We start from the raw sequence: 19,264 nt of genomic DNA on the forward strand, positions 1-19,264 counted from the left end.
CCCGTATTCAAGAAGAAGACACGCAAGGAGGTTCTTCAAAATGGCAAAGGAAATCTTTTGCAGCTTCGGCATCGATGTCGATGCCGTGGCCGGCTGGCTCGGCTCCTATGGCGGCGAGGATTCGCCGGACGACATTTCGCGCGGCATCTTTGCCGGAGAGGTCGGCTCGCTGCGGCTGCTGAAGCTGTTCGAGCGCTTCGGCATCAAGACCACCTGGTTCATTCCGGGGCACTCCATCGAGACGTTCCCCGAACAGATGCAGGCCGTGGCCGATGCCGGCCACGAAATCGGCATTCACGGCTACAGCCATGAAAACCCGATCGCCATGACCCGCGAGCAGGAAACCGAGGTGCTCGACAAGTGCATCGAACTGGTGACGAAGCTCGCCGGCAAGCGCCCGACCGGCTATGTCGCGCCGTGGTGGGAGTTTTCCAACGTCACCAACGAGCTTCTGCTGGAGCGCGGCATCAAGTACGACCATTCGCTGATGCACCGCGACTTCACGCCCTATTACGTGCGCGTCGGCGACAGCTGGACCAAGATCGACTATTCGAAGAAGCCGTCCGACTGGATGGTGCCGCTGAAGCGCGGCCAGGAAACCGACCTCATCGAAATCCCGGCCTCGTGGTATCTCGACGACCTGCCGCCGATGATGTTCATCAAGAAGTCGCCGAACAGCCACGGCTTCGTCAATCCGCACGACATCGAGCAGATGTGGCGCGACCAGTTCGACTGGGTCTATCGCGAAATGGATTATGCGGTGTTCCCGATCACCATTCACCCCGACGTCGCCGGGCGTCCGCAGGTGCTGATGATGCTGGAACGTCTTTATGCCCATATGAGCAAGCATCCGGGCGTGAAATTCGTTACCATGAACGAGATCGCCGACGACTTCGCCCAGCGCTTCCCGCGCCAGAAGTAGAGGCGAGGCCCCCTCATCCGCCTGCCGGCACCTTCTCCCCGATGGGGAGAAGGGCGAAGACGGAACGGTTTCACTCCCTCCCTTCTCCCCGCCGGGGAGAAGGTGGCCCGAAGGGCCGGATGAGGGGGCGGCGTCTCGGCGTTCGGGAGGGGAGAAAAGAAAGGGAGAAGCACCATGTGTTCGCTTTGCGGCGTCCTTGGCGGCGCCGACCATTGGGCCGATGCCGCCGCGCGGCCCGGCGTCTATACGCGCAATGTCGAGCGGATCGACCGCCGCCGCGAACGGATCGCCCGTGTCGCCGCCGCCAACCGCATCCTCGCGGCCTATGCCCTGACGCTTTCGGACTGGCAGGGCGCGTCCTATGTTCTGGCCAGCCGCACCGGCAAGAGCGAGGTGGTCGAGGATCTCGGCCATCTGTGGCCGGCGGCGGAACGCATGATCGGGCGCGACTGCGATCCGCTCGATCCCGATCTCATCGCCCGGCTGGAGGGCGAATGCGGTGCCTGAGATCCCTGAGTTCACCCCCGTCAACCTGCTGACCGGCTTTCTCGGCTCCGGCAAGACGACGCTTCTGCGCCGGATGCTGAACGATCCGGCGCTTTCCGACACCGCCGTGCTGATCAACGAATTCGGCGAGGCCGGCCTCGACCACCATCTGGTCGAGCGCATCGACGACAACATGGTGCTGCTGCAATCGGGCTGCATCTGCTGCACCGTCCGGGGCGAACTGGTCGATGCGCTGCGCGACCTGCATTCGCGCCGCGAACGCGGCCTCATTCCCCCGTTTTCGCGGGTGATGATCGAAAGCACGGGGCTTGCCGATCCCTTCCCGACGCTCTCCACCATCAAGGCCGATCCGGTGCTGCGCCACCATTTCCGGCCCGGCAGCGTGATCGCCACCGTCGATGCGGTGAACGGCGCCCGCCAGCTCGACGTCTATGTCGAATCCAACCGCCAGGCCGCCATCGCCGACTGGCTGGTGCTGACCAAGTCCGACCTCGCCAGAGCCGATGCGGACGACGGTCTTCGCGAGCGGCTGCGGCGGCTCAACCCCGATGCGTCGATCATCGACGTCCACGATCCCGCCTTGTCGGTGGCCGAACTGGTCGCGGGCTCCGACGCCACGCGCGGCGCCGGCCTCCAGTCGGCCAGCGGCTTTTACTGCGAGGACAGCCGCGAGCTGGTGACGGCCGCCGGGGAGGCGCACAGCGCCGCCTTCCGCTCCTTCGTCCTCTCCGTCGACCGGGCCATCGACTGGACGGCCTTCGGCATCTGGCTGACTATGCTCATCAACCGGCACGGCGAACGGGTGCTGCGGGTGAAGGGCATTCTCAACATCGAAGGCGAGGACCGGCCCGTGGCCATCCACGGCGTCCAGCATCTGGTGCATACGCCGGTCCACATGGGCGGCTGGTCCTCGCAGGATCGCCGCTCGCGCATCGTCTTTATCGTTGACGGCCTCGATGCGACGCTGTTGAAACGGTCTTTCGAAGCGTTTGCGGTCGCCCCGCCCGATCCCGTCCGCGCCGCCTCGCCGCTCTACAATCGGAACCGGTAACGCCCGCGCATGAGCAAGCCCAGATCTGTGATGTCCCATTTCGCCGCGCCGGCGCTGGCCACCGCCGGACGGCCGAAGCTGAAGGTGCTGGGCACGGCCATTTCGCTGCTGGAAGAGCTGCGCCTCGGCGCGGAAAAGGACCTCGGCATCGAAATCGCCTTCGACAACAACGATTTCCTGACGACCCAGCATAAGGCGGCGCAGGAGCCGGGCAGCTACGACATCTACGACCAGTGCTTCCACAATCTCGATATCGTCTGGTACTGGCGCGCCATCCAGCCGATCGACATCAACCGCATCGCGCTGTGGGACGAGATCACCGACCTGACCAAGACGGGGCGCATCGGGCCGAATGCGCGGCTCGGCCGGGGCGACGCGCCGGTCAGGAAGCTGTTCGTGCAGCCCAACCTGGAACTGGGGGAAGCGCCGACCTCGAAGATCTCGATGCTGCCGACCCACCACAATTTCGACAGCTTCGCCTACCGGACCGATCTGGTGAGGGGACCGTCCGAGGTGGAAAGCTGGGCGAGCCTGCTCGACGAGCGCTGGGCCGGGCGCGTGGCGCTGGTGGACGAGCCGGCCATCGGCATTTTCGATGCGGCGCTCGCCGCCCAGTCCGCCGGGCTGATGCGCTTCGAGAACATCGGCAACATGAGCGTCACCGAGATCGACCGGCTCATCGACATTCTCGCCGAAAAGAAGCGCAACGGCTTCTTCCGCGCCTTCTGGCGCACCGCCGAGGAAGCGGCGCAACTGATGCTGGAGCACAAGACCGACATCCAGAGCATGTGGTCGACGGGCACGACGATCCTCCAGGGGCAGGGCGCCCCGGTCGAACAGGCGGTGCCCGCAGAGGGCTACCGCGCCTGGCATGGCGGCCTGTGCCTGTCGCGACAGCTTGCCGGCCGGGCGCTCGACGCGGCCTACGACTATCTCAACTGGTGGCTTTCCGGCTGGCCGGGCGCGGTGGTTGCCCGCCAGGGCTATTACATCTCGACGCCGGAACGCTCCCGCCGCTACATGAGCGAGGCCGAATGGAACTACTGGTATGCGGGCTTGCCGGCGGCGGCGGACCTGCCCGGCCCGGACGGAGGCATCCGCATCCGCGCCGGCTCGGTCCGCAGCGGCGGCTCCTACTGGCAGCGCGCCAATTCCATCGCGGTGTGGAACACCACGATGGACGAGCACAATTATCTCGTCCGCCGCTGGATGCAGCTTGTCGGGCGATAGAAGGAGAAACCATATGGGCAATACGGGCAATCTCGGCAAATCCGTCGCGCAGCTTTCGGTGCTTCTTCAGGCGGGTGCGCTCGACCCCCGCGAGCTGGCCGAGGAAACGCTCGCCGCCATCGCCGCCCATCCCGACCGGGCGATCTTCACGCTCCTGACGCCGGAGCGGGCGCGGCGGGAGGCCGAGGCTTCGGCCCGGCGCATCGCCGAGGGCCGCTCGCTCGGCGTTCTCGACGGCGTGCCCGTCGCGTGGAAGGACCTGTTCGACCTCGAAGGCGTCGTCACCACCGCAGGCTCGAAGGTGCTGGCGAGGAACGCGCCGGCTGAGGCGGATGCCGCCGTCGTGCAGGCGCTGGAAGCGGCTGGCATGGTCGCGGTCGGCCGCACCAACATGAGCGAGTTCGCCTTTTCGGGGATCGGCATCAACCCGCATTACGGCACGCCGCAGAACCCCGCCGCCACCGATGGTCCCCGCATTCCCGGTGGTTCCTCCTCCGGCGCGGGCGTGGCCGTCGCCGCCGGGCTCGTGCCGGTCGCCATCGGTACGGATACCGGCGGCTCGATCCGCATTCCCGCCGCCTTCAACGGCGTCGTCGGCTACAAGGCGACGCGCGGGCGCTATCCGATGGACGGCGTTTTCCCGCTGGCGAAAAGCCTCGATTCGCTCGGGCCCCTCTGCCGCACGGTTCAGGACGCGGTGTGGGTGGACGCCGCCATGCGCGGGCAAACGGCTTCCGAGGTAAAGCGCGCAACGGTGGACGGGCAATCGCTGGTCGTGCCGGAGACGGTGGTCTTCGACGGTATCGAGGCGGGCGTCGCCGCCGCCTTCGAGGCGGCGCTGGAAAGGCTCGCTGCCGCCGGCGCCCGCATCCGCCGGCAGGCCTTCCCGGTCTTCGCGGAACTGTTCGAGCTGATCGCGGAACGCGGCGCGCTCGTCACGGCGGAAGCCTATGCGCTGCATCGCGAGCGGCTGGCCGGGGCGGAGGCGGCGGACATGGACCCCCGCGTCGTCTCCCGCACGCGGGGCGGCGAGAAGATCACTGCGCCGGACTATATCCATATCCTCGAAACGCGCGAGCGGATGATCGCGGATATGGCCCGCGCGCTCGCCCCCGGCGAGCTTCTCGTCTCGCCGACGCTGCCGCATGTCGCGCCGGCGATCGGGCCGCTTCTCACCGACGACGAGCGTTTCTTCACCGCCAACGCCAGAACGTTGCGCAACACGCAGATCGGCAATTTCCTCGACGGGTGTGGCGTTTCGATCCCCTGCGGCACGGGCGACGCCGGCATGCCGGCGGGCTGCCTGCTCTCCGGCCTGCCCCATGCCGACGAGCGTCTGCTGGCCGTGGCGCTCGCCGCCGAGGAAACCGTGCGCGGCTGAAAGGGAGCGAGGGTCGCCTCACGACGCGGGTTGCGAGGGGCCGCCGGGCGACATCCTGCGCCGGCCCCTGAACGGGAGCGCGTGCAGGAGTAAGATGACGAGGACCACGGGCACGGAGATCGGATAGGCATCGATGAACAGCGCGGCCCGCTCGCCCATCGTCCACGTGCTGCCGAACAGCCGGGCGTCGGGCATGCCGGCATAGAGTGCCGCGACCGCCGCAAGCGGGAAGGCGAGGACCCGGATGCCGCCGATCCGGCCGAGCAGCACGGCCACCAGCAGCCCCGCGGCCATGCCGAGCGCGATTTCCACGACGAAGGAGCCGTATTCGTTCGCGCTTGTGGCGGGCACGTCCTCATGGACGGCGAAGCGGTAGGCGCCGGTGCGCACATGCCCGAACAGAATGCCGTTGAACGCCGCCGTCCCGGCAAGAAGCAGCGCCGCCTCGAACGCGGTGCGCGCCAGCCTGCGGCGAAAGGAAACGGGCTTTTCCCGGGGGTGCGCTGTCTGGGTGGTGTCGAGGCTCATGGGTCCGTGGCTGGTTGTCGGGGCGGGAGTGCGACAGCCAGGATAGCGATTTTCCACCGGGCGGCAAAGACGGCCCGGCGCCCCGGAACGGTGTCATCTGCCTGTAACATGCAAGGCCCAGAACCGCCGGGTCCCTTTCAACCGGATCCCGGAGGATTTCATGAAAACCCGTTCGCTCATCGCCGCACTCGCCGCCGTGCTGGCGTCGTCCGTCGCCCCGGCCGCCCATGCCGAACCCGTCTTCAACCGCATCGCATCCTTCGCCGTCGCCGACAACCTGCCGGCCGATGTCGATCCGAAGACGCCGACCTCGTCCGAGATCATCGCCGCCTCCGAAGACGGCAACCTTCTCGTCTATTCCGACAGTCCGCTGAAGGCGATCGGCTTCATCGACATCACCGATGCACGGGCGCCGAAGGCCGCCGGCATCGTTTCCCTCGAAGGCGAGCCGACGTCGGTGGCGGTTACGGGCGGCAAGGCGCTGGTCGCGGTCAACACGCGGGAGAGCTTCACCGATCCCTCGGGCGTTCTGGTGACGGTCGATATGGCCTCCAAGACCGCCGAGGCAAGCTGCGACATCGGCGGCCAGCCGGACTCCATCGCGCTCAACAAGGACAGGACGATCGCCGCGATCGCCATCGAGAACGAGCGCGACGAGGACCTGAACGACGGCGAAATCCCGCAGATGCCGGCCGGCGATCTGGTCATCCTGTCGCTTGAGGACGGTGTCGTCGATTGCGGCTCGCTGAAGCGCGTCGCGCTGACGGGCCTTGCCGAGATCGCCGGCGACGACCCGGAGCCGGAATTCGTGTCGTTCAACGACCGGGACGAGATCGCCGTCACGCTTCAGGAGAACAACCATATCGTGATCGTCGACGGCAGGACCGGCGAGGTGAAGAGCCACTTTTCGGCCGGCGCCGTCGATCTGGAGAACGTCGACGTCAAGCGGGACGGGGCGCTGGACTTCACCGGTGAGCAGAAGGGCCGCCTTCGCGAGCCCGATGCCGTCAAGTGGCTCGACGACGACCGTCTCGTCGTCGCCAACGAGGGCGACTACAAGGGCGGCGCGCGCGGCTTCACCATCTTCGACAGGACCGGCAAGGTCCTGTTCGAAAGCGGCGCGTCCTTCGAACATGCCATCGTCAGGATCGGCCACTATCCGGACAAGCGCAACAGCAAGGGCATCGAGCCGGAAGGGCTGGAAGCGGCCCGGTTCGGCGAGGACGACCTGTTCTTCGTGCTGGCCGAGCGCGCCTCGGTCGTCGGCGTCTACAAGGACACGGGCGGCGAGCCGGAACTGCTGCAACTCCTGCCCTCCGGCATCGGCCCGGAGGGCGCAGTCGCCATCCCGGCCCGCAATCTGTTCGTGACCGCCAACGAGACCGATCTCGTTGAGGACGGCGGCGCCCGCTCGCATGTCATGATCTTCGAGCGCGCGGAAGGCGAGGCGGCCTATCCGCAGATCGCCTCCGTCGAGAAGGACGGCGGGCTCATCGGCTTCGGCGCCCTTTCGGCGCTGGCGGCCGACAGGGACGAGCCCGGCAAGCTGTTTGCCGCAAGCGATTCGGTCTATTCCTCGCAGCCGACGATCTTCACCATCGACGCCACGCAGAAGCCTGCCCTCATCACCGACGCGCTGCGCATCACGCGCGACGGGGCGCCGGCGCAGAAGCTCGACATCGAAGGCATCGCCGTCGACGGCGAGGGCGGTTACTGGCTGGCGTCCGAAGGCGACGCCGCCAAGCTCTACAGCCATGCGCTCTTCCATGTGAATGCCAAGGGCGAGATCAGGAAGGAGATCGCTATCCCGGCGGAACTGCGTGCCGGCGAGACGCGCTTCGGCTTCGAGGGGATCACCACTATCGGCGAAGGCGACGACAAGACACTGTGGATGGCCGTGCAGCGCGAATGGGGCGACGACGAGAAGGGCTTCGTCAAGCTCGTCTCCTATAAGCCTGCGACCGGCGAGTGGGGCGCCGTGCGCTACCCGCTCGACAAGACCGGGGAAGGCTGGGTGGGGCTGTCCGAGATCACGATCGACGGCGATTATGCCTATGTCATCGAGCGGGACAACCTCATCGGTAAGGCCGCGAAGCTCAAGAAGCTCTACCGCGTCCCGGTCGCCGAGCTGAAGCCGGCCGCCCTCGGCGGCGAACTGCCGGTGGTGAGCAAGGAAGAGGTTCGCGACCTTATCCCTGACCTGAAGGCGCTCGGCGGCTATGTCGTCGACAAGGTCGAAGGCTTCACGATCGACGCCGCCGGCAATGGGTATGTCGTGACCGACAATGACGGCGTCGACGATTCCTCGGGCGAGACGCTGTTCTTCGGTATCGGCCCGGTGAACGCGCTGTAAGGCGAGGAAGCCCGTTCCGGGCCGCCGAGGAGCGCGCTGATAAAGTGCTGTCGCTCCCCCTCTTTCGTCATGCTCGGGCCTGACCCGGGCATCCATCGCCACCCGCTGGACCGTCGGCTCACGGCCGGGGGTGACGGAGGAAAGGGGAAAACGCCAGGCCCGCCGGATTTCCGGCGGGTTTTCGTATTGTTTGCTTCCGGTTCGTTTTGCCTTAAAAGAAAGGAAACCGAAAACGAAGGGAGGGCTGAATGCTGCTGACGCCTCGCCAGGAGGAGATCGTGGCGCTTGCGCGGGTCAATGGCCGGGTGCTCGTCGATGAGCTGGCGGCCCGCTTTTCCGTGACGCCGCAGACGATCCGCAAGGACCTGAACGATCTGTGCGACGCCCGGGCGCTGACCCGCGTACATGGCGGCGCGATCTTTCCGGGCGGCAACGAAAACGTCCAATATGAAGCAAGACGCGCCATCGCCGCAGCGCAAAAGCAGGCGATCGGACGCGCCGCCGCCGGGCTGATCCCGGATAATTGCTCGCTGTTCATCAATATCGGCACGACGACCGAGGCGGTCGGCGAGGCGCTTGCCGATCACCGGGAATTGATGGTGATCACCAACAACATCAATGTCGCCAACAGGTTACGCCTGTTTTCCGGCATCGAGGTGGTGATCGCCGGCGGCGTCGTGCGCCAGTCGGACGGCGGCATCGTCGGGGAGGCGGCGGTGGATTTCATTCGTCAGTTCAAGGTCGATTTCGCGGTGATCGGCGTTTCCGCCATCGACGGGGACGGCGCGCTTCTGGATTTCGATTTCCGGGAAGTGAAGGTGGCGCAGGCCATCATCTCCAATGCCCGCCACGTCATTCTGGTGTCGGATTCCTCCAAGTTCGAACGGACGGCACCGGTGCGGATCGGCCATATTTCCCAGGTCCATACCGTCATCACCGACCGCTGTCCGCTGGAGGAGATCCGTACGATCTGCGCCGAAAGCGACGTCCGGCTGATCGAGACGGATGCCTGATCCGCTTTCAGGTTGTTTCGTAAAATCTTCATTTGACATTCGTTTAATGTTCGATTTAGATCGATAGCACTTTCAGATGCTCGATGGGCGAGCGTCCACGAAAGAGCGGAGAGGCGATATGTCGGGCGAGACGGTTCACGATCTTTTCGTGATCGGTGGCGGTATCAACGGGTGCGGCATCGCGCGCGATGCGGCGGGGCGCGGCTATGGCGTAGCGCTCGCTGAAATGAACGATTTCGCTTCCGGCACCTCGTCGGCGGCCACGAAGCTCATCCACGGCGGGTTGCGCTATCTCGAACATTACGAGTTCCGGCTGGTGCGCGAAGCGCTGATGGAGCGCGAGGTGCTGTGGGCGATGGCCCCGCACGTCATCCGGCCGATGCGTTTCGTCCTGCCGTTCCAGAAAGGCGGCGTGCGCCCGGCCTGGCTGGTCCGGCTCGGTCTTTTTCTTTACGACCATCTCGGGGGCCGCAAGCTGCTGCCGGCGACCCGCACCTTCGATCTCGGCGGCGATCCGGCCGGGCGGCCACTGAAGCCGCTGTTTCGCAAGGCGTTCGAATATTCCGACGGCTGGGTGGACGATGCCCGCCTCGTCGTCCTCAATGCCCGCGACGCGGCCGGGCGCGGCGCGCTGATCCTCAGCCGCACGCGGGTGGTCGCGGCCCGCCGGCAGGACGGGCTCTGGCGGATCGAAACCCGCAACGCGGCGGGCGAGCGCACCGTCCACCGGGCGCGGATGCTCGTCAATGCGGCCGGCCCCTGGGTCGATGGCGTCCTCTCGGGCGTGCTGGGCCGCGGCGACGCCCATCATGTGCGGCTGGTGCAGGGCAGCCATATCGTCGTGCGGCGGAAGTTTGCCGATCCGCGCGCCTATTTCTTCCAGAATCCGGACGGGCGCATCATGTTCGCGATCCCCTACGAGCAGGATTTCACCCTGATCGGCACGACGGATCGCGATTATGAAGGCGACCCCGGCGCGGTGGCGATCACCGACGGCGAAATCGATTATCTCTGCGCTGCGGCCAGCGACTATTTCGCCGAACCCGTGCGCCGCGAGGATATCGTCTGGACCTATTCCGGCGTGCGGCCGCTTTTCGACGACGGCGCCTCGAAGGCGCAGGAGGCGACGCGCGACTATGTGCTGAAGGTGGAGGCCGGCGACGGCGAGCCGCCGCTTCTCAACGTTTTCGGCGGCAAGCTGACGACCTACCGCCGCCTTGCCGAGCATGCGCTGGAAAAGATCGGCGCCGCGCTCGGCGCGAAGGGAAGGCCCTGGACGGCCGGCTCGCACCTGCCGGGCGGCGATTTCGCTCCGCAGGCCTTCGACGCCGAGGTCACGGCGCTCAGGCTCCGCTATCCGTTCCTCGGGCAGCGCCACGCCGAACGGCTGGTGCGCTGCTACGGCACGGATGCGGCGGCGCTGCTCGGCACGGCGCGGGATGCCGCGGGGCTCGGCCGTCATTTCGGCGGCACGCTCTATGAAGTCGAGGTCCGGTGGCTGGTGGAGCGGGAATGGGCTGTCACCGCCGAAGACATATTATGGCGCCGCACCAAGCAGGGCCTGTCGCTGACCCGGGAGGAGGCGCAGGCGCTGGAGGTCTGTCTGGAGGGTACGCGCGCCAGCCTGAAGGCGGGTTGACGGTCTTCGAGGGCGCGAACGAGGCCGGATGACGGCCGGTGCATTGCAAGGGAGGAAGACATGAGCGGTTACATTCTGGCGATCGATCAGGGCACCACGTCGACGCGATCCATGCTGTTCGACCGGCACATGCGGGTCGTCGGTCTCGGCCAGCAGGAGTTTCCGCAGTATTTCCCGGCCTCCGGCTGGGTCGAGCACGAGGCCGAAGAAATCTGGGAGAGCGTGCTGGCCACCGTCCGCACGGCGCTGGCGGAAGCCGGCATCGGCGCGGCCGATGTCGCCGCCATCGGCATCACCAACCAGCGCGAGACGACGGTGGTCTGGGACCGGCAGAGCGGCGAGCCGCTGCACCGCGCCGTGGTCTGGCAGGACCGGCGCTCCGCCCATGTCTGCGACGAACTGAAGGCGCGAGGGCTGGAGCCGCTGTTCTCGCAAAAGACCGGGCTGCTGCTCGATCCCTATTTCTCCGGCACCAAGCTCGCATGGCTCCTCGACCGCACGCCCGGCCTGCGCGAGAGAGCGGCGAGCGGCGAGGTCTGCTTCGGCACGGTCGACAGCTGGCTGATCTACAAGCTGACAGGCGGGCGCGTGCATGTGACGGACGCGACCAACGCCTCGCGCACCCTGATCTACAATATCGGCGAAAACCGCTGGGACGAGGAACTTCTCGACATCCTCGGCATTCCGCCGGCCATGCTGCCCGAGGTCAAGGATTGCGCCGCCGATTTCGGCATCACCGATCCGGCGATCTTCGGTGTCGAAATCCCGATCCTCGGGGTGGCGGGCGACCAGCAGGCGGCGATGATCGGCAATGCCTGCTTCCGCCCGGGCATGATGAAATCCACCTACGGCACGGGCTGCTTCGCCCTTCTCAACACCGGCCTCGACCGGGTCGCCTCCTCGAACCGGCTGTTGACGACCATCGCCTACCGGCTCGACGGCGTGACCACCTATGCGCTGGAAGGCTCGATCTTCATTGCCGGTGCGGCCGTGCAATGGCTGCGCGACGAACTGGGCTTCATCACGGTCGCCTCGGATGTGAGCCGGCTGGCCGAGAAGGCCGATCCGAACCAGCGCGTCTATCTCGTGCCGGCCTTCACCGGCCTCGGTGCGCCGTGGTGGGATGCCGATGCGCGCGGCGCGATCTTCGGCCTGACCCGCGGAACGGGACCGGCGGAATTTGCCCGCGCCGCGCTCGAAAGCGTCGCCTACCAGACCTTCGACCTGCTGGAGGCGATGCGCAGGGACTGGCAGGCCGGGACCGAGCGGACGATCCTGCGCGTCGACGGCGGCATGGTGGCGTCCGACTGGACCATGCAGAGGCTGGCCGACATTCTGGCGGCGCCGGTGGACCGGCCCGTCTTTCTCGAAACCACGATTCTGGGGGCCGCCTGGCTCGCGGCGTCGCGGGCCGGCCTCTGGCCGGACCGGGAAGGCTTTGCGGCCCGCTGGCAGCGCGACCACCGTTTCGAGCCGGGCATGGCCGAAGCCGAGCGCCGGCAGGCGATCGACGGCTGGCGCGACAGCGTCGAACGCTGCCTGTCCCGCTGAGGCCGCGGCCGGGAAAGACCGGGCCGCCCATCGTCAGCCGGAAACGGCCGGTCCCGTCTGCCCGGCATCGCCGGTGGTTGCAGTGCGCAGATGGCACGCCACGCGCTGCCTGCCGGTATAGGCCGCCAGCGGCGGGGCGGCGGTGCGGCACAGGGCGATGGAAACCGGACAGCGCGTGACGAAGCCGCAGCCCGCCGGCGGGTTCGCCGGGCTTGGAAGGTCTCCGCTCAGGACGATGCGCCTGCGTTTTCTCTGGGCGACGGGATCGGGCAGCGGCACGGCGGAAAGAAGGGCTTCCGTATAGGGATGGGCCGGTCTGGCGAAGAGGTCGGCGGTCGGTCCCGTCTCTACGATCTTGCCCAGATACATGACGGCGACCCGGTCGGCGAAATGCCGCACGACCGACAGGTCGTGGCTGATGAACAGATAGGAGAGCCCGAAACGGCGCTGCAATTCCAGCAGCAGATTGAGGATCTGCGAGCCGATCGAGACGTCGAGTGCCGAGACCGGCTCGTCGAGGATCAGCAGTTTCGGGTTCAGCGCCAGGGCGCGGGCGATGACGATGCGCTGGCGCTGGCCACCGGAAAAGGCGTTCGGCTTCCTGGCCGCGTGGCCGGGATGCAGGCCGACGAGGCCGAGCAGTTCCGCAACGCGCGCGTGCCGCTCCGCAGCCGTTCCGACCCCGTGGATCGCCAGCGGCTCGGCGATGCTCTCCGCGACGGTCAGCTTGGGGTTGAGCGCCGAAACCGGGTCCTGGAACACGATCTGGATGTCACGCGAAAGGTTGCGCAGCGTCTGCGCCCGCCCGTGAAGGACGGGCTTGCCGTCGAACCGGATGGTGCCGGAGGTCGGCTTCGTCATGCCGAGGATCGCGGCGCCGAGCGTGGATTTGCCGCAGCCGGATTCGCCGACCAGCGCCACGCTCTCACCGTGCGCGATGGCGAGGTCGACGCCGTCGACCGCCTTGACGAACCCGACCGGCCTGCCGAGCACGCCGCCGCGGATGGGATAGTGAACCTTCAGGTTCTCGACGGAAAGCAGCGCTTCGCTCATGCGAGGGTCTCCACGCGATCCGAGCGCCAGCAGGCGGCGGTGCCGCTGTCTTGCCGCGCCGCCAGTGGCGGTGCCGCCCGGGTGCAGGCGGTTTCGGCCAGCGGACATCGCGGGCTGAAGCGACAGCCTTCCGGCCAGGAGCCGATATCCGGCACGATGCCCTCGATGGTCGGCAGATGGGCTTTCGGCTCTCCGTCGAGGCGGGGGATCGTCGAAAGCAGCAGCTTCGTATAGGGATGCTCCTGCCGGGAGAAGATCGCGTCGACGGGCGCCTCCTCGATCATCCGCCCGGCATACATCACAGACACCCGGTCGGCCATGTCGGCCACCACGCCCATGTCGTGGGTGATCAGCAGGATGGCCGTTCCGGTTTCATCGCGCAGCTTCTTCATCAGGTCGAGGATCTGCGCCTGGATCGTCACGTCGAGCGCGGTCGTCGGCTCGTCGGCGATCAGAAGGCGCGGCCGGCAGATGAGGGCAATGGCGATCATCGCCCGCTGGCACATGCCCCCCGACAGTTCGAACGGATATTGCCCGAACCGGATGTGCGGTTCGGGAATGCCGACCTCCTCGAGCATGGCGATGGCGGCATGCCGCGCGGTCTTCCGGTCGGCATTGCGGTGAACGATCAGGCTTTCCTCGATCTGGTGGCCGATCTTCATCAGCGGATTGAGCGAGGCCAGGGGTTCCTGGAAGATCATGGCCAGCTCGTTGCCGCGCAGCCGGCGGCGCTCCGGCTCGCGCAGGGCCAGAAGGTCGCGGTCCGCGAAGACGACGCGGCCGCCGGCGACGCTTGCCGCCCGGGGAAGAAGCCCCATGACGGAGAAGGCGGTCATCGACTTGCCGCAGCCGGATTCGCCGACGACGGAGAGGATCTCTCCCTCGTCGACATGGAAGCTGACGCCGTCCACCACCGGCTGCCCGGCGATGGTCACGACCAGATCGTCCACGGCGAGCACGCGGCGGGTCATGGCGCCTCCGCGCAGGCGGCGGCCCACGGATGATAGGGATGCGCCATGCCGGCATTCTCGCCGTTCTCGCGCAGCACGATGGAGGGAACGGCGAAATTCACCGGATAGAGCGTGTCGGGAATGATCTCAACGGGAAATTCCTCGCCCAGCCGCGAGGCGACGTCCGGTCTGGCCCGCTCGCTGACCCGGAGCCTGATGCCGCTGGCGTCTATCCTCGGCGCATGCAGCGCGTCTTCCGGCGACAGGCCGAACACCGAGATGTAGGACAGGATCTGCGCCACCGCCGGCATGATCTGCCGGCCGCCGGCCGCTCCGAGCGCGAGTTTGGGCACGCCGTCCGCGCTGGCGATGACCGGACACATGTTGGCGAGCGGACGCACGCCCGGCGCGATGGAGTTGGGCTGGCCCGGCCGCGGGTCGAACCACATCATGCCGTTGTTCATGAGCAGGTCGCACGAGGGCAGCACCACCTTGGAGCCGAAGCGCGACAGGAGCGTGTTCGTCAGCGAGACGAAGGTTCCGTCGCGGTCGACGACGCTGATATGGGTCGTGCAGCTTTCGCCGCTGCTGCCGTGCCCCATCGTCTTCAGCCGGTGTTCCGACGCGCGCCGGATGGCGCGGGCGAAGGCGAGCGCCGTCTTCCCGGAAAACGGCCCGTCGTCCGGCAGGGTCTTGTCGAGTTCGGCGAGCGCGTCGACAAGGGTCGGTCCGCCGGAAAGGCCCGGCATGGCGTGAACGGTGAAGCCGCGATAGGCGGTGCTAAGCGGCATCTTCCAGACCGGCTCGTAGTCGCGCAGGTCGTCCGCACCGATCGGGCTGCCGCCGTCGCGCAGGTCCGCCAGCAGGTTCCGCGCGGTTTCGCCCTCGTAGAAGTCGCGCGCGCCGGCGGTGGCCAGCCGTTGCAGCATGGCGGCCTTTTTCGGCATGGGGATGGTGCGCGGCAGGCCGGTTTCCGGCACGCGCGGCGCGCGGCCGTTTTCGAGGAAAAGGGCGGAGGAGGCGGGAAAGCGGTTCAGCCCCTCGGCGTCGATGGCCAGGCACAGCACGGTGAACCAGTCGATCGTCAGGCCCCGCGCCGCATGCGCGATGGCGGGTTGCAGGGCCTCCGCGAAGCTGATCGAGCCGAACCGTTCCAGCGCGGCGGACAGGCCGGCCACCGCGCCGGGCACGCAGATCGAACCGTAGCCGATCAGGTTGCGGTCGCCCTGCACCTGCGGCCAGTTGAACCAGTCGCCGTCCCGCCCCGGCGCGAGCGGGTAGGCGGCGGGATCGAGATGGCGCGAGGACACCACGTTGAAATCGAGGGCGTCGACGCTGCCGTCGCGCCCGTCCGCCCGCAGCAGGAATCCGCCGCCGCCGAGGCCGGAGAGCCACGGCTCGACGACGCTGAGCGTCAGGGCCGCCGTGACCGCGGCGTCCACGGCGTTTCCGCCCCGGGCCAGAACGGCGGCGCCGGCTTCCGCCGCCAGCCAGTTCTGGCAGGCGACGATGCCGCCCTTGCTGCGCGTTTCCTTTTTGCGGATCGACCAGTGCTCACCCATGATCGCGACCGAACCTCCGCGGGCCGATGGGGTCGGGCAGGCCGCCTTGCACGGCGAAGCGGCCGGCATTCGCCGATGTGGCGTGATGCGCGGCGATGTCGGCGGCGGTTGCCACCCAGGCGTCGCCCTGCCCGGCGATGGCTTCGAGCAGCTCCTCCAGCAGGGCTATGCGCTGCGCCCGGCCGGATATCCAGTCGTGAACCGTCAGCGTGAACAGCCCCCCGAAGCGATGCACCGCGCGCCATTCCGCCAGCCAGTCCTGAAGGACGGCGCGGCCCGACTGATAGGGCCACTTGTCCCGGCCGCCGCCTTCGAACTTGAAGAAGATCGCGTCGTCGGTCGCCCATTGCACGGGAATTTCGACGACGCCGTCGATTTCGTAAGGGTGGTCGAAGCCTGACAGCGAGGAATCGTAGGAAAGCCCGAGCCGCGCGACCTCGCGCAGCATGTGCGGGGTCATTTCCCATGCGGGCGAGCGAAAGCCCACGGGCCGCCGGCCCGTCTGCGCGACGAACAGATCGAGGCTGGCTTCCAGCGCTCCGGTGAACTCCTCGTCCGCAACCTCGGCGACGATTTCGTGGAAATAGCCGTGCAGGCCGATTTCATGGCCGCCTTCCAGAAGCGCGGGCAGGATTTCCGGGTTGGTTTCCGCCGCATGGGCCGGCACGTAGAAGCTGGCCTTCACCCCGTATCGCGCGAAGAGGTCGAGCAGCCGGTATAGCCCGGTGCGCGGGCCGAAGCGGCGGATTTCCAGCGTGCCGAGCCGGTTCGGAACGCCGTCGCGATGGGCCCACATATAGGGCACGCAGGCGTCGACATCCACGGAGAGCAGCGTGGCGGACTGCTTTCCGGCCGGCCATTCATAGGCCGGCCACGGCGATTTCACGGTCAACCGGTCGGTCATAGCGCTTTCTTCTTCTGCTGGAACACGGCAAGCGAGCCGATGGAGTTGCCGCCGTCCACGGTCAGCGTCGCACCGGTGACGTAGGATGCGGCGGAGGACGCGGCATAGAGGACGGCCGCCGCCACGTCCGGCGCGGAGGAGGGCCGTCCGAGCGGTATCGAGGCGGTCACGGTCTTCACATGCTCGTCGGAAAGGGCGCTGGTGTCGCTGCCGGGGGCGAAGCCGGGCTCGACCGCATTGACGCGGATGCCGTATTCGGCAAGCTCCAGCGCGAAGCCTTTGGTCAGCCGGTCCAGCGCGGTCTTGGAGGTGCAATAGGGTACGGCCGTGCTGCGCATCTTGCGCGCGGCGCCCGAGGATATGTTGACGATCGCGCCGCCCTTGCCGGCATCGATCATCTGCCGGGCGAAGAGCTGCGACAGGACGAACGGCGCGCGCAGGTTGACGTTGATGATCCTGTCCCAGTCGTCGACGGATATGTCGAGCAGGAAGCCCGACGGATAGATGCCGGCATTGTTGATGAGGATGTCCGGCGCGCCCCAGCGCTCGCCGACGGCGCCGGCGAGGGCGGTCATGGAGCCGGCATCCGTCAGGTCCGCGGCCAGGATGAAATGGCCGTTTCCGGGCAGCGACGCCCGGAGTGCTTCCAGCCTGTCCTCGCTGCGGTCGGTGAGGCAGACCTGCGCGCCCTCCTTCGCGAAGGCCTCGGCGATCCAGCCGCCGATGATGCCGCCGGCGCCGGTGACGACGACCTTCCTGCCGTTGAACTCGTTTTCGAAATTCATGGGAATGCACTCCTATCTGCCACGCGGATCGAGCCTGTCGCGCACATGGTCGCCGATGAGGTTTATGGAAAGGACGAGAAGGAAGAGGGCGACGCCCGGGAAGGTGGCGATCCACCAGGCGGAGGCGACATAGTTGCGTCCGGTGGAGAGCATGGCGCCCCAGCTTGCCGTCGGCGGCTGCACGCCGAGCCCGAGAAACGAAAGCCCGGCCTCGAACAGCACCATCAGGCCGAATTCCAGCGTGGCGACGACGACCAGCGCACCGGCGATGTTGGGCAATATGTGGCGCCCGAGAAGCCGCAGCCAGCCCGCGCCCATGAAGCGCGACAGCCGCACATAGGGCATGTTGGCGACCGAAAGCGTCTGGCCGTAGGCGACGCGGGCATAACGCGGCCAGCGCGTCAGGGCCAGCACGATGACGACGTTGGACAGGCTGGGGCCGAGAATGGCGACGGTGATGATGGCGAGCAGGATGGCCGGGACGGACAGCACGATATCCACCAGCCGCATGATGAGCGTTTCGACCCAGCCCCGGTAGAAGGCGGCGACCATGCCGAGAATGCTGCCGAAGATGCCCGACAGCAGCACCGAGGCGAAGGCGACGAGCAGCGAGATGCGCGCGCCGAAGATCAGCCGGCTCAGCACGTCGCGCCCCAGCTCGTCCGTGCCGAGATAGTAGGTGAAGCCGCGGTTCTGGAAGCCCGGCGCCTTGAGCCGCGCCAAGAGGTTCTGCGTGTTGGGGTCGGCGGGAGCGACCAGCGGCGCAAGGAGCGCGACCAGCACCATGAGAACCAGTATGGCGGCGAACGGCACGACCGACCGGGGCAGGGCCGGGGAGCGGGAGGTGTCGCTGCGCGGCGGGGTCGTCGTGGCCATCAGCCCTGTCCTTCCATGCGGATGCGCGGATCGATGACGCTGTAGAGGAGATCCGCGATCAGGTTCAGGACGATGGCGGTGACGGCGCCCAGCAGCACGACGCCCTGGACGAGCATGAAATCGCGCGCCGCAATCGCCTGGACGGTCAGTTGCCCGAGGCCGGGCCAGGCGAACACCGTTTCGACGATGACCGCGCCGGCCAGCAGATTGGCGATTTCGAGCGCCGCGACGGTGACGACCGGAATGGCCGCATTGCGCAAGAGGTGTCGCAGCACGATGCGCATGGGCGGCAGGCCCTTGGCATGGCCGGTGCGCACATAGTCCTTTTCCAGCTCGTCGAGGACGGCGGTGCGCGCCACGCGCGCGAAGGTCGCCATCGACAACAGCCCGAGCGCGACGGAGGGCATGATCAGGCTCGGCCAGTCGCGCGCGCCGGAGGGCGGCAGCCAGCCGAGCCAGACGCCGAAGACCATGATCATCAGGATGGCGCTCCAGAATGTCGGCATGGACTGGCCGGCCAGCACGATGCCCATCATCGCCCTGGCCTCCGGGCGGCCGCGCCGCACCGCCATCGCCACGCCGAGCGGGATGCCGAGGCCGAAGGCCACCGCCAGCGCGCCGCCGGCCAGCAGCAGCGTATAGGGCAGGCGGCTCGCGATCAGCGTCCAGACCGGCACGTTCTGGACGTAGGACCGGCCGAGATCGAAGGTGAGCAGGCCGTAGAGATAGTCGAGATACTGCGTGGCGAGAGGCCGGTCGAAGCCGAGCGCCGCGCGCATGGACTCGATATCGGCCTGCGTGGCGCTCTGGGGAACGAGCAGCAGGACGGGATCGCCGGCAAGGCGTTGCAGGAAGAAGATGATCGTCATCACGCCGAGGACGGCGACGAGGGCCTGAAGGGCGCGCTTGATGAAGAAGGCTGGCACAGCCGTTTCCCGATCCCAGGTGATTCCCGTTCA

The 19,264-nt window shown here is 67.3% G+C and carries 17 protein-coding genes; 9 read left to right on the forward strand and 8 right to left on the reverse strand.

Translation table 11 applies throughout. The features are described 5' to 3' along the window. The first annotated feature begins 40 nt into the window (after positions 1-40). The 5 genes from NOF55_RS14930 (at position 41) to NOF55_RS14950 (ending at position 5,091) form a co-directional block, all read left to right on the forward strand. Positions 41-922 (forward strand): polysaccharide deacetylase family protein, encoded by an 882-nt coding sequence (locus tag NOF55_RS14930; RefSeq protein ID WP_306412183.1) that lies wholly within the window; start codon positions 41-43, stop codon positions 920-922. Between the two features lie 174 nt (positions 923-1,096). Next, the gene (locus NOF55_RS14935) at positions 1,097-1,429 is read left to right on the forward strand and encodes a hypothetical protein (protein ID WP_306412184.1); all 333 of its coding nucleotides are present in this window, start codon (positions 1,097-1,099) and stop codon (positions 1,427-1,429) included. Further along, positions 1,422-2,480 (forward strand): CobW family GTP-binding protein, encoded by a 1,059-nt coding sequence (locus NOF55_RS14940; RefSeq protein ID WP_306412185.1) that lies wholly within the window; start codon positions 1,422-1,424, stop codon positions 2,478-2,480. Before NOF55_RS14935 ends, NOF55_RS14940 begins: the two co-directional genes overlap by 8 nt. Positions 2,481-2,489: 9 nt before the next feature. Then, a complete protein-coding gene (locus NOF55_RS14945) occupies positions 2,490-3,710 on the forward strand; it encodes an ABC transporter substrate-binding protein (RefSeq protein WP_306412186.1) in 1,221 nt (406 codons plus the stop codon). Between the two features lie 13 nt (positions 3,711-3,723). Beyond that, positions 3,724-5,091: an amidase gene (locus tag NOF55_RS14950; RefSeq protein WP_306412187.1), complete on the forward strand. Its 1,368-nt coding sequence runs from the start codon at positions 3,724-3,726 to the stop codon at positions 5,089-5,091. Between the two features lie 18 nt (positions 5,092-5,109). Here the strand turns inward: NOF55_RS14950 and NOF55_RS14955 are convergent, their stop codons facing one another. Then, positions 5,110-5,619: a hypothetical protein gene (locus NOF55_RS14955; RefSeq protein WP_306412188.1), complete on the reverse strand. Its 510-nt coding sequence runs from the start codon at positions 5,617-5,619 to the stop codon at positions 5,110-5,112. 160 nt (positions 5,620-5,779) lie between these two features. Between NOF55_RS14955 and NOF55_RS14960 the strand changes: the two genes are divergently transcribed. From NOF55_RS14960 to glpK, 4 genes are all read left to right on the forward strand, one after another. Further along, entirely contained in the window at positions 5,780-7,972 is a 2,193-nt protein-coding gene (locus tag NOF55_RS14960) for an esterase-like activity of phytase family protein (protein WP_306412189.1), read from the forward strand. Between the two features lie 248 nt (positions 7,973-8,220). Continuing rightward, complete coding sequence (locus NOF55_RS14965) at positions 8,221-8,985, forward strand: DeoR/GlpR family DNA-binding transcription regulator (RefSeq protein ID WP_306412190.1); 765 nt, start codon at positions 8,221-8,223, stop codon at positions 8,983-8,985. Positions 8,986-9,103: 118 nt separating this feature from the next. Continuing rightward, the gene (locus NOF55_RS14970; RefSeq protein WP_306412191.1) at positions 9,104-10,624 is read left to right on the forward strand and encodes a glycerol-3-phosphate dehydrogenase; all 1,521 of its coding nucleotides are present in this window, start codon (positions 9,104-9,106) and stop codon (positions 10,622-10,624) included. 60 nt (positions 10,625-10,684) lie between these two features. Beyond that, the gene (glpK, locus tag NOF55_RS14975; RefSeq protein ID WP_306412192.1) at positions 10,685-12,175 is read left to right on the forward strand and encodes a glycerol kinase GlpK; all 1,491 of its coding nucleotides are present in this window, start codon (positions 10,685-10,687) and stop codon (positions 12,173-12,175) included. A 33-nt stretch (positions 12,176-12,208) separates the two neighbouring features. On the opposite strand, the gene NOF55_RS14980 is transcribed toward glpK, so the two are convergent. The 7 genes from NOF55_RS14980 to NOF55_RS15010 are packed head-to-tail and all read right to left on the reverse strand — an operon-like array spanning position 12,209 to position 19,231. After that, entirely contained in the window at positions 12,209-13,228 is a 1,020-nt protein-coding gene (locus NOF55_RS14980) for an ABC transporter ATP-binding protein (RefSeq protein ID WP_306412193.1), read from the reverse strand. After that, positions 13,225-14,199: an ABC transporter ATP-binding protein gene (locus NOF55_RS14985; protein WP_306412194.1), complete on the reverse strand. Its 975-nt coding sequence runs from the start codon at positions 14,197-14,199 to the stop codon at positions 13,225-13,227. Before NOF55_RS14985 ends, NOF55_RS14980 begins: the two co-directional genes overlap by 4 nt. After that, positions 14,196-15,740, reverse strand: a complete 1,545-nt coding sequence (locus tag NOF55_RS14990; protein ID WP_306412195.1) for a gamma-glutamyltransferase — start codon at positions 15,738-15,740, stop codon at positions 14,196-14,198. Before NOF55_RS14990 ends, NOF55_RS14985 begins: the two co-directional genes overlap by 4 nt. Beyond that, the gene (locus NOF55_RS14995; protein ID WP_306412196.1) at positions 15,733-16,644 is read right to left on the reverse strand and encodes a polysaccharide deacetylase family protein; all 912 of its coding nucleotides are present in this window, start codon (positions 16,642-16,644) and stop codon (positions 15,733-15,735) included. Before NOF55_RS14995 ends, NOF55_RS14990 begins: the two co-directional genes overlap by 8 nt. Beyond that, a complete protein-coding gene (locus tag NOF55_RS15000) occupies positions 16,641-17,429 on the reverse strand; it encodes an SDR family NAD(P)-dependent oxidoreductase (RefSeq protein WP_306412197.1) in 789 nt (262 codons plus the stop codon). Before NOF55_RS15000 ends, NOF55_RS14995 begins: the two co-directional genes overlap by 4 nt. Positions 17,430-17,441: 12 nt before the next feature. Then, entirely contained in the window at positions 17,442-18,305 is an 864-nt protein-coding gene (locus NOF55_RS15005; protein ID WP_306412198.1) for an ABC transporter permease, read from the reverse strand. Beyond that, a complete protein-coding gene (locus tag NOF55_RS15010) occupies positions 18,305-19,231 on the reverse strand; it encodes an ABC transporter permease (RefSeq protein WP_306412199.1) in 927 nt (308 codons plus the stop codon). The genes NOF55_RS15005 and NOF55_RS15010 overlap by 1 nt, the downstream gene beginning before the upstream one ends. Between the last annotated feature and the right edge of the window lie 33 nt (positions 19,232-19,264).

This window comes from Ectorhizobium quercum, assembly GCF_026552795.1.
GTDB lineage: Bacteria > Pseudomonadota > Alphaproteobacteria > Rhizobiales > Rhizobiaceae > Ectorhizobium > Ectorhizobium quercum.

Excerpts from the sequence above, each read along its gene's own strand:
- NOF55_RS15005 (WP_306412198.1), bottom strand. The coding sequence starts at position 18,305 with ATGGCCACGACGACCCCGCCGCGCAGCGACACCTCCCGCTCCCCGGCC.
- NOF55_RS14950 (WP_306412187.1), top strand. The coding sequence starts at position 3,724 with ATGGGCAATACGGGCAATCTCGGCAAATCCGTCGCGCAGCTTTCGGTG.
- NOF55_RS15000 (WP_306412197.1), bottom strand. The coding sequence starts at position 17,429 with ATGAATTTCGAAAACGAGTTCAACGGCAGGAAGGTCGTCGTCACCGGC.
- NOF55_RS14955 (WP_306412188.1), bottom strand. The coding sequence starts at position 5,619 with ATGAGCCTCGACACCACCCAGACAGCGCACCCCCGGGAAAAGCCCGTT.
- NOF55_RS14935 (WP_306412184.1), top strand. The coding sequence starts at position 1,097 with ATGTGTTCGCTTTGCGGCGTCCTTGGCGGCGCCGACCATTGGGCCGAT.
- NOF55_RS14945 (WP_306412186.1), top strand. The coding sequence starts at position 2,490 with ATGAGCAAGCCCAGATCTGTGATGTCCCATTTCGCCGCGCCGGCGCTG.
- NOF55_RS14995 (WP_306412196.1), bottom strand. The coding sequence starts at position 16,644 with ATGACCGACCGGTTGACCGTGAAATCGCCGTGGCCGGCCTATGAATGG.
- NOF55_RS14960 (WP_306412189.1), top strand. The coding sequence starts at position 5,780 with ATGAAAACCCGTTCGCTCATCGCCGCACTCGCCGCCGTGCTGGCGTCG.
- NOF55_RS14930 (WP_306412183.1), top strand. The coding sequence starts at position 41 with ATGGCAAAGGAAATCTTTTGCAGCTTCGGCATCGATGTCGATGCCGTG.
- glpK (WP_306412192.1), top strand. The coding sequence starts at position 10,685 with ATGAGCGGTTACATTCTGGCGATCGATCAGGGCACCACGTCGACGCGA.
- NOF55_RS14980 (WP_306412193.1), bottom strand. The coding sequence starts at position 13,228 with ATGAGCGAAGCGCTGCTTTCCGTCGAGAACCTGAAGGTTCACTATCCC.
- NOF55_RS14985 (WP_306412194.1), bottom strand. The coding sequence starts at position 14,199 with ATGACCCGCCGCGTGCTCGCCGTGGACGATCTGGTCGTGACCATCGCC.
- NOF55_RS14990 (WP_306412195.1), bottom strand. The coding sequence starts at position 15,740 with ATGGGTGAGCACTGGTCGATCCGCAAAAAGGAAACGCGCAGCAAGGGC.
- NOF55_RS14970 (WP_306412191.1), top strand. The coding sequence starts at position 9,104 with ATGTCGGGCGAGACGGTTCACGATCTTTTCGTGATCGGTGGCGGTATC.
- NOF55_RS14965 (WP_306412190.1), top strand. The coding sequence starts at position 8,221 with ATGCTGCTGACGCCTCGCCAGGAGGAGATCGTGGCGCTTGCGCGGGTC.